Origin of the sequence: Candidatus Marithrix sp. Canyon 246 (genome assembly GCF_001723685.1) — a bacterium.
GTDB lineage: Bacteria > Pseudomonadota > Gammaproteobacteria > Beggiatoales > Beggiatoaceae > Marithrix.
This window is the reverse complement of sequence record NZ_MCBX01000016.1, coordinates 66956-75502: the sequence shown is the minus strand read 5'-3', so window position 1 is coordinate 75502 and position 8547 is coordinate 66956. Positions and strand designations below refer to the sequence as shown.

General features: G+C 34.5%; 6 protein-coding genes. 5 read left to right on the top strand and 1 reads right to left on the bottom strand.

The window, feature by feature from the left end:
- The coding region (locus tag BHU68_RS10010) for an RHS repeat domain-containing protein (protein ID WP_216115520.1) at positions 1–2180 on the top strand (2180 nt) is incomplete at its 5' end.
- 138 nt (positions 2181–2318) lie between these two features.
- Here the strand turns inward: BHU68_RS10010 and BHU68_RS10005 are convergent.
- On the bottom strand, positions 2319–5204 hold the full coding sequence (locus tag BHU68_RS10005) for an NACHT domain-containing protein (protein ID WP_069470896.1): 2886 nt from the start codon (positions 5202–5204) through the stop codon (positions 2319–2321).
- Between the two features lie 309 nt (positions 5205–5513).
- Between BHU68_RS10005 and BHU68_RS10000 the strand changes: the two genes are divergently transcribed.
- The 4 genes from BHU68_RS10000 (at position 5514) to BHU68_RS09985 (ending at position 8545) form a co-directional block, all read left to right on the top strand.
- Positions 5514–6269: a hypothetical protein gene (locus BHU68_RS10000; RefSeq protein WP_069470895.1), complete on the top strand. Its 756-nt coding sequence runs from the start codon at positions 5514–5516 to the stop codon at positions 6267–6269.
- A 148-nt stretch (positions 6270–6417) separates the two neighbouring features.
- The gene (locus BHU68_RS09995) at positions 6418–7077 is read left to right on the top strand and encodes a hypothetical protein (RefSeq protein ID WP_069470894.1); all 660 of its coding nucleotides are present in this window, start codon (positions 6418–6420) and stop codon (positions 7075–7077) included.
- A 22-nt stretch (positions 7078–7099) separates the two neighbouring features.
- Positions 7100–7891: a hypothetical protein gene (locus BHU68_RS09990; RefSeq protein ID WP_069470893.1), complete on the top strand. Its 792-nt coding sequence runs from the start codon at positions 7100–7102 to the stop codon at positions 7889–7891.
- Between the two features lie 9 nt (positions 7892–7900).
- On the top strand, positions 7901–8545 hold the full coding sequence (locus BHU68_RS09985) for a hypothetical protein (RefSeq protein ID WP_069470892.1): 645 nt from the start codon (positions 7901–7903) through the stop codon (positions 8543–8545).
- Positions 8546–8547 lie beyond the last annotated feature (2 nt).

Sequence of the window (8547 nt, the reverse complement as noted above, 5' to 3'; positions counted from 1 at the left end):
TTGGCAAACTGGCAACAATGACAGGTGCAGATGCTTATCAGCAAAAACACCGTTATGACAGCTTCGGGCGTTTAACACAAACCAGCAGCCTGATGAATGGACAAACATACTCTCTCAACACTCAATACGATCATTACGGGCGCGTTGCAGCACTGACTTATCCCACTGGTTTTGCGGTGTTACATGAATACAATGATTATGGTTATTTATCAATAGTGCGTAATGCCAATAACAATACGCAATACTGGCAAGCAAAAACCATGAATGCGCGAGGGCAGTTAGAAGAACAGCAATTTGGCAATGGTTTAAGCACACAAAAAACCTATGATCCACTAACAGGTTTTCTGCAAACCATTAAAATTGACTCAGTGCAAGATTTAAGTTATAAGTTTGACGCTTTAGGTAATCTATTAGAACGAAATAAAGGTTTCAATCTAACAGAAAAATTCAGTTATGACGGCTTAAATCGCCTGACTCGCACACAAATAATTGGTGGTAAAATAGTAAATATTAGTTACGACGAAATAGGTAATATTTTATCCAAGACAGGCGTGGGAATGTATGCCTATGGAGCCAACAATGCTGGACCTCATGCCGTTACTAGCGCAGGCGGTATAACATATACCTATGACGCAGTAGGCAATAGAATCTCCAATTCAAATGGGCAACAAATTCAATATAGTTCATATAATAAACCTACATTGATTAGCCAAGGCACAACAGAATTGAGCTTCAAATATAATCCAGACCGTGCGCGTTATCAGCAAACCATTGTAAGCAATGGACAGATAACAGAATTACTGTATTTAGGCAAACTGTATGAACAAGAAACCAGCAGCGGCGTGACACAATACAAACATCACATCTTTGCAGGTGATAAAGCAGTAGCCGTACATATAGATGACAGCAACAACACATCAAAAACCAGCTATTTGCACCGCGACCATTTAGGTTCAGTTGAAAGCCTCACCGATGAAAAAGGTACATTAGATACCAGTTTGAGTTTTGATGCGTGGGGACAACGTCGTTCTGAAAAATGGGACACATTGAGCCAACAAGAAATTATTGACTTAGTAAATAATACCAGCTTGCGTAGAGGCTTTACTGGACACGAACATCTGGATGAAGTAAACCTAATCCATATGAACGGACGAGTATATGACCCAGTATTGGGACGCTTCTTATCAGCCGATCCAGTGATACAATCACCGGGAAATATGCAAAGTTTAAATAGATATTCCTATGTACTGAATAATCCACTATCTTATAGTGATCCAAGTGGGTTTTTCTTTAAGAAAATCTTTCGTGCGGTGAAAAGGTTTGTTAAGAAAATTTGGAAACCTGTTGTTGCAACCATAGCTGGATTGGCGATTGGTGCGGTTACGTTTGGTATTGGTACTGCGCTTGGTTTTGGCGCATTGGGAACAGCGATATTATCAGGTGCAGGCTTTGGTTTTGGTGGCGCATTTGCTAGTTCCTTAGTGAATGGTGGTAATATTGGTAATGCACTAAAAGCAGGGCTAAAAGGCGGATTGATTGGCGGTGCTATTGCAGGGCTAAACTTTGGTGTTGGAAATTTAGATAAAATAGCACACCCGTTTATTCATTTCGCAAGCAAAACAATTACTAATGGTGTTGTGCAAGGCTTTCAGAATATGGCTCAGGGTGGACGCTTTGAACATGGTTTTATGACAGAAATAATGGGCCAAATAGGTGGCAAATTACGTTCTATGCTCGCAGCTGGTACTGCATCAGCAATTGGCGGCGGAAAGTTTTCGAATGGAGTAGCGAGTAACTCTTTTAGTTACTTAAAGAAAATTAGAGATTCTCTAAAAAATATTACTAAAAAACTAATTAGCTTACCAGCACAGATTATATCTCATGGTGCTTATTATGCAGGTATGAATGATGCTTCTAAAGGTATTGATCCAAGTAAAAGAGTTTATAGAAGATATAAAACATACCTTCAAAATGAAGCGGCTATACGACATGATATAGCGATTCGCAAATCAGGCTACCATTGGTGGAATTTGGGTAAAATGCAACAAATACATGGGAATCTTTCTAAAGAGTCACCATATTTGGGAATGAAAGGAGTATTTGGGATAATGGCAGGTATTGGAGGTGCCTTGAATACAATATCTGGTGCCCGCCCTGTATGTTCAACTTGTAATCCGTAAATAAAGCTCATCGGGATTTAGCTCGTAGGTTGGGCTGACGACAGGAAGCCCAACAGAATCATGGCAAAATGTTGGGCTTCCTTTCGTCAGCCCAACCTACAATACAACAATAGCCCCTGACAGGTCTGATAGTTTTGATTAATTTTTGGCTTTGAAATATTCTTGAAACAAATCATGTCTAAAGGCATATCCGCCACTTTGTGATTTCATAATCATTAGTTTTTTACTATATTCAAGAAAATCTATATAATCTTTCGGTGCGATTCCTTGATGATACATAAACCATCGTAATGTTACATGTTTTAATACTTCAACTCCGCCATAAAACATAAAACCAAATATAATTCCTAATGTCATACCTATACGAAGCCCTAAACTCAATGCTCCCCACCATCCTAATGTAGATGCACTCAAACCTGTAACAAATAAAGTAATTATTCCAGCAATTACTAGGGTCATTAACGCGCTGCGTTGTAAGCTTGCTTTAATTTTATGACTGGGAAGAAATATGTGTGTTTTCCAATCCTCTGATTTTTTTGATAAATAGAAAATATAAGCTAAATTTAAACTTGTTCCTATTATAAATCCTTGTAATAAAGCCATTTCAATTGTTAATTTAGGAATTAGCAAGTGAAATCCTATCATCATCAAGATAGTCACAGGAATAAATAATAACGCCGATAAGGCTTTTTTCAGGATTTGTTTATAGTTTAATCGTATTTCTTTACCTAATGTAATTTCTAAAGGATCTGTATGTACAGGATCTACCATAATTCCTACTAATATTCCCAGACTGCCATATAGAATGATTACAAAAAAACTCCATTGCCCACCATCAACTAACCAGCCAGTTATACCTGAAAATAATGCTAAATATCCTGATAGAAATATAGGAAAACTGAAAGGTTTTGATAATAATAAAGTTATGACGCTCATAAATAAACTGCATAATATACCGATACTTGCATAAGAAATTACTAAAGCTATTTTAGAAAATAGTAAATCATGATTTATCCACTGTGTTAATGTGTAATGAATTCCCATTAAAGCATCAGGTAAGATAACATCATTGTTATCAATTACTTGATTTGCAAACCTTTTACCAAAAATCAAACCTCCAATACTACCCATCATTGCACCAAATACTATTCCAAACAAGCAAGTAAACCACCATTGATAAGTTTGTTGTTGTTTTTCATTTAGCATTTTTACTGGTAAAACTTCAACATTAAAAGTTTTACCTATAGTAATAGAATTTGCAATATTGCTTAACCACTTTTTGACTTGTTCTTTCTGATATGGCGGTTGCTTCATTTTGTCAAAACGCAAGTTAATATATGTGGAGATTAGATTGTTTTCAGAAATATTATTAGTTTCAACAAGTAAGTTTAAACCTAATGGAGTTTCAATTATTTGTTTGAATTTATCATCTACTGGATAGTCAATATGATGATTGTTTAGATAATTATGACTAAATTCACTGGTTAAAGCTTTTATAGTGGCTTCAGTATAAAAACGGAAATTTATATTGTTATTTAATAAATCTTTGGCGAATTGATATTCATCTGGGCGACTTGTAATTAAGATGCCTCCTAACTCAGATTCACCATATTTATGAATAAAACTATTGATGGATGCTAGACGATCCATGCGTTGTTGTGGCGGTAAATTATCAAATCCATCTAATAAAAATACACATGTTTTACCATGAACCAATAATTTAAAATCAGCTTCGATGTTATTTTCTGGTAATCCAACTAATATTAGTTCATGTTTTAACCAATCCTCAAAAGATGCAAACCTCGTATCCCAATCTGCTAAATATAAAATAATGGGTACTGGTTTTTGAATATTATTTTTAGCTTTATCAATTAATTCCTGAGCAATATTAGATAGAGCTATAGTCTTACCCATACCAGCTTCTCCCAACAAGATCATAAAACCATAACTTTGTTCAAAAAAAGCTGTAAAAAATTGATGATCCAAAATAGCAACGGTTTTTTCTGAATCATATTTCAAAATTTTAATTGATACTTGAGTATTAATCCATTGATTTTGCAATTGTATGCTATCACATTCCTCATTCATCTTATTTAGTAGATGCTGACGCAAATGGGGAGGCAAGTTGTGTGAATTTTCTCTAACTTTATTATCAGGATATTGATAATTATTTGTAATAACATTAACTATCGAAGATCGCCTGACAGTATTATCAGTGAAATCGAAATAGGGTAAAAATGTATTTGATGTAATAGAATTACAGGATTTGCGTTCATCATCTTCAAGAATTTCCCTAACTTTTTTATCAAAATCTTGACATTTCTCTTGAATCCAACAGCGAAGTCTAGGAGCTAACCAAGTTCTAGAACCTTCTATATCTAATAAAAACTCTCCTGTATAAACAGTTTTTATTGTTTTAATATCTTCTTCAGCTAAGGCATTTTCAAGATCAGTTACATTAATGGGTAAGTTGATGATAAAAAACTCATTTGCTTTTCCTCGTTTGCCTGTGGGCAACATTTCATCTATCTTATCTGGAGGTATAAATTTTCTTATATTAGAAATATTTTCAGAAACCTTTTTAATTGTTTTGATTTTGCACTCATTTTCATCAAAGTTTCTCAAGTTATATAGATAATTATCAAATTTATCAGAAAGCTTGTAATTCCAAGTGTTATTAATTAGCGTAGCATTTTTAATTACATCATAATCTTTTAATTGTTCATGAGCTGATTCAAGATTGTCACTAACATCATGATGATTTATAGAATATGGTTTTTCCTTGTTATATCGAGCGGATATACTATATCTCCATAATTCTTCATAAATTTGTTTACTGATAGTATTAAAATTATCAGGACAAGTAGGTTTCATTGGATAAAATATATCACATAAATATTCACGATCTATTTTGCCCTGATGTTCCATCACTATATAAGTTGCTATTAATAAGCCTAATTGTGCAGTATAAGCCTTATCATTTCCATTAACTAATCTTAATTTACCAAAAACTTGTAGTTTCATTTCATGGTTTCCGCTATTCCAAGAATGATCTTGGAAACTTTTGTCTTGAGAATGTTTATTTTAATATTTTTTATATTATTACATAGTGATAGAAGTTTCCAAGATAATTTTTTTCAACTTGTATTTGTTCTTGGATTAGAGATGAAGTAGTCTGTAGCCTCGTTCAATGAAATTGCAAATAGCATCTAGGATACGCTGATGTTACATAATGGTAATGAACTCATATCATGGATGACAGTCAGCATTTTATAGTCTATGAACAATTTTATTTGACCTGTTTGTTTAATTTATATTTAGAGGTAAATTTATATGAAAAACTTGTTTGCAGTATCATTATTGACATTAATATGTGTTCAATCTCAATCAGTCTGGGCAAAAACTGATTTACTGAATTTAACCAGTTTAGCCGAAGGTAGCAAACCCAGTTACGGAAAATATGTGGTCGTTAAAGAAGGTGCGCTTTCTGGCGAACCTGATGCGCTTGATAATGGGTCGGTTGAATTTTCTGTGAACTTATCGGGGGATTTTGCAATCTTCTTCAATCATAAGCCTGTTGATGGTCAATATCTTGACTTGGAAGGGAATGGATATAAAATTCGCGTAAAATTTGGCTACTCTAATGATGCCTACATATATCTTAATGGAAAATACGTGGAAGGATCTTCTAGTTTAGGGGATGAACCAAAGATCTCTTTTGTAGGTAATCAGCTTAAAATATTTGCTTCTAATGGTAAATTAACAAAAAGCATAGAAATAAAAGAAAATGTTACTTACACTAAAATAGGCTTTTATGGTTTAAGAGAAACCAGTCGATTATTGGGATTAGAAATCAGTGGCGGTGGCACAACGACAACCACGCCAAGCAAGGATCCCTTGAGTAACACCACCAATACCAACAACTGCGCCGCAGCCACTATTGCACCTAACCTCAATATCAAACTGCCCAGTGCCAGTTATCAAAGCTTAACTGGTTCATCATCCAATTTGTGGATAGATCTTAAATTTATGCCCACTGAAGATGGTCAATTGTGGTGGACATTGGATAAATATGGGGTTAATGAATAAGCTTGCTTTAGGGCAAAGTATCTGTAGGGTCGGTGGAGTTTACGGAACCGACCAACGGCGTTGAGCCTAAATTCCATAATTACGGCACGCACCCGAAATGTTGGGCTTCCTTTCGTCAGCCCAACCTACTTATTTACATGGAAACATTATGAAATTATATAAATCAATAATAATATTATTTTTCTTGTTACTAATTAGCGGCTGTGTTTCTAATTCAGCAACTAAAGGAACCTTAGTAGGCGCAATTTATGGAGTCGCTAAAGGCGACTATAAAACTGCTGCAAAAGGTGCGGCTATTGGCGGATTGTTAGGAGGTATAAATGATTTTATGCGACCAAATCCTAAACAATGTCCAAAGAAACAAGCTGGAAGTAGTGTCAATCAACAAAATATTATCTTAGCGGCTGAGCGAAAAGCTACTCGCAATGGGAATAAAATATTATACACTGGAAGACGAATGACACTGATTCAAAAATCTATTATTCCCGGATCATGTTGGGATTATGCTAATGAGGTTTATAATCGTGCCGGTTATTCAAATCGACCAAGTAAGCGTCAAACTATTTTTAAAGGTGGTAAGACTGGACCATATGTTAGTAGAAATCAGATTCAACCGGGCGATTTTCTTTATTACCTCAACCATTCCTATGGAAATATTGAACATAGTGCAATATTTGTAGATTGGTTAGATTACCGTAACAAAACAGCCTTAATGCTAAGTTATGGCGGAGAAAGTCGTCAGGAACCAGCGCGTTATCGCCCATATGATTTATCTAGTGTATATCGTGTTATTAGAGCTAAAAATTAACTTATAGTTTAAGAGGTAGATGATGAAAAAATTATTATGTGCAGCCGGTTTACTGATAACTAGCAATGCTTATACTGATGAAAATGCCAATATAGATTTTTCAAAGGCATATGTGATTCCATATGAATCAGGGGTCAATACTTTAAGTCTCGGTGGAGTAACAACTTTATGGGATAATTTGTTTTATGACGTTCAATTTAAATTACTTGATAATTATAATTTAGCCATTGTTGGAGCGTTAAAGAAAGCCTCACCTAAAGAGCAACTTGAACAAAAATTGCGTAATACTATTTGGAAAGGTAAATATTTGATCAATGATCAAGTTCACTTAACCGCTTTACAATTAAATATTGTTCAAAATGGCTATGTAGGTGGGCGTATCTTACATTCAGATGCAGCAAAAGCATCAGAATATGATCATTATCTTGAAGCCGTTGTGACAGGTGATATTTTGTCACAATATAAAATTGATGGTAAATTTGTTGATATTGATTATATTTCTCAAGAAGTTCTTGATAAACTGCCCTCAAATACAGCTACGCGCTATTTGATTCGCATTAAACGTGTCAGAGCTTTGGGTTTTAAAAATGATGCTAATGATAATGGTAGCTGGAGTACCAATCGGGAATATCGGATGATACTTGAAGGAGATCAATTGAAAGGTGTTGTTGGTATTCCTAATGATGTCTATGGTTCCAGTGATGGCACTTCTGAAAATGGGGAAATTACTTTAAGCTTATCACAGTCTTGTTTTAATGTTAGAAGACGCGCTTCTCCAGAAGAACGGCTTTTTGATGTAGCATTTTCAAAATAAATTATTATTATGCGCTTGTCTCAAATTATTATACTTATATTTACTTTGATAGCTAGTTTATCAAACCCAGTGTTTGCTGAAAAAGCTGATATTACTTTACAAAAGATAAAAAAATATCAGCCGTTCATTCAGCGGGCGGCATTAATATTTAATATTCGTCCTGATTATTTGTCAGCAGTCATCTATACTGAACGAACTTTGAATTATGATTGGACAGATGATGCTTGGGATGTAACTATGGCAAAACTAGGTAAAAATAGTTCAATAGGATTCTGTCAAATCAAGTTAAAAACAGCTTATTTCATCGAACATCAGTTAGATGATCCAGATAGTGTTTTTTACTTGGGACAAGTGCATAAAAATACGATGACTATAAGTCAAACTGTTGCAGAATTAATAGACAAACTGATGACACCTAAGCTCAATATTTTATATGCAGCAGCTTATCTAAAAATGATGCAAACTCGATGGAAAAATGTAGGATTTCCAATCAATAACCGCCCAGATATATTGGGTACTTTATATTCAGCAGGTTTATATAACAATGATGGCACAGAACGTTTTCCCAACAAACATCCACAAGCAAATGCATTTGGAAAAAAAGTACATGATGCTGTGGTTTTATTTCAATTTATTAAAAAAGAAGGAGTATAAAT